This window comes from Streptomyces durhamensis, assembly GCF_000725475.1.
Classification (GTDB): Bacteria; Actinomycetota; Actinomycetes; order Streptomycetales; family Streptomycetaceae; genus Streptomyces; species Streptomyces filipinensis.
Map to the genome: position 1 here is coordinate 1 of NZ_JNXR01000115.1, position 652 is coordinate 652.

A 652-nucleotide genomic window follows, 5' to 3' on the forward strand; every position below is an offset into this window, starting at 1 on the left:
CTGGGTTGATAGGCCGGATCTGGAAGCCAGGTAACTGGTGGAGGTGACCGGTACTAATAGGCCGAGGGCTTGTCCTCAGTTGCTCGCGTCCACTGTGTTAGTTCTGAGGCAACGACCGTTGCCGGCTCAGAGCAGAACGCATAACTACAAAGTGTGCTTGTTCGCTCGAAACCATTAGGGTTTCGGTGGTCATAGCGTGAGGGAAACGCCCGGTTACATTCCGAACCCGGAAGCTAAGCCTCACAGCGCCGATGGTACTGCAGGGGGGACCCTGTGGGGGGACCCTGTGGGAGAGTAGGACGCCGCCGAACAATCTTTGGAGGACCCCTGGTCCCAGCGTTCAGCTGGGACCAGGGGTCCTTTTGTTTTTACAATGCTTGCGGTACCGAAGACAGGAGCCATCATGTCCACCAACTCTCCCGACGACCGACCGGAGCGCGACCAGCGGCGACGGGACAGTGGTGACCGCGGTGATCGCGGCGGCTACCGGGGCGACCGCGGTGGCTACCGCCGCGACAACGACCGTGCTGGCAGCGACCGTGGTGGCAGCGATCGTGGCGGCTACGGCCGGCGCGACCGCGACGACAACCGCGGTGGTGGCTACGGCGACCGCGGCGGCGACCGCGGAGGCGACCGCGGAGGCTTCCGCCGT

The 652-nt window shown here is 64.3% G+C and carries 1 rRNA gene and 1 pseudogene; both read left to right on the forward strand.

Features of this window, described 5'->3' with window-relative positions:
• The first annotated feature begins 181 nt into the window (after positions 1–181).
• A 5S ribosomal RNA gene (rrf, locus tag IO33_RS0142020) occupies positions 182–311 on the forward strand.
• Between the two features lie 92 nt (positions 312–403).
• Positions 404–652, forward strand: a pseudogene (locus tag IO33_RS51950) (tetratricopeptide repeat protein); the annotation flags it as partial.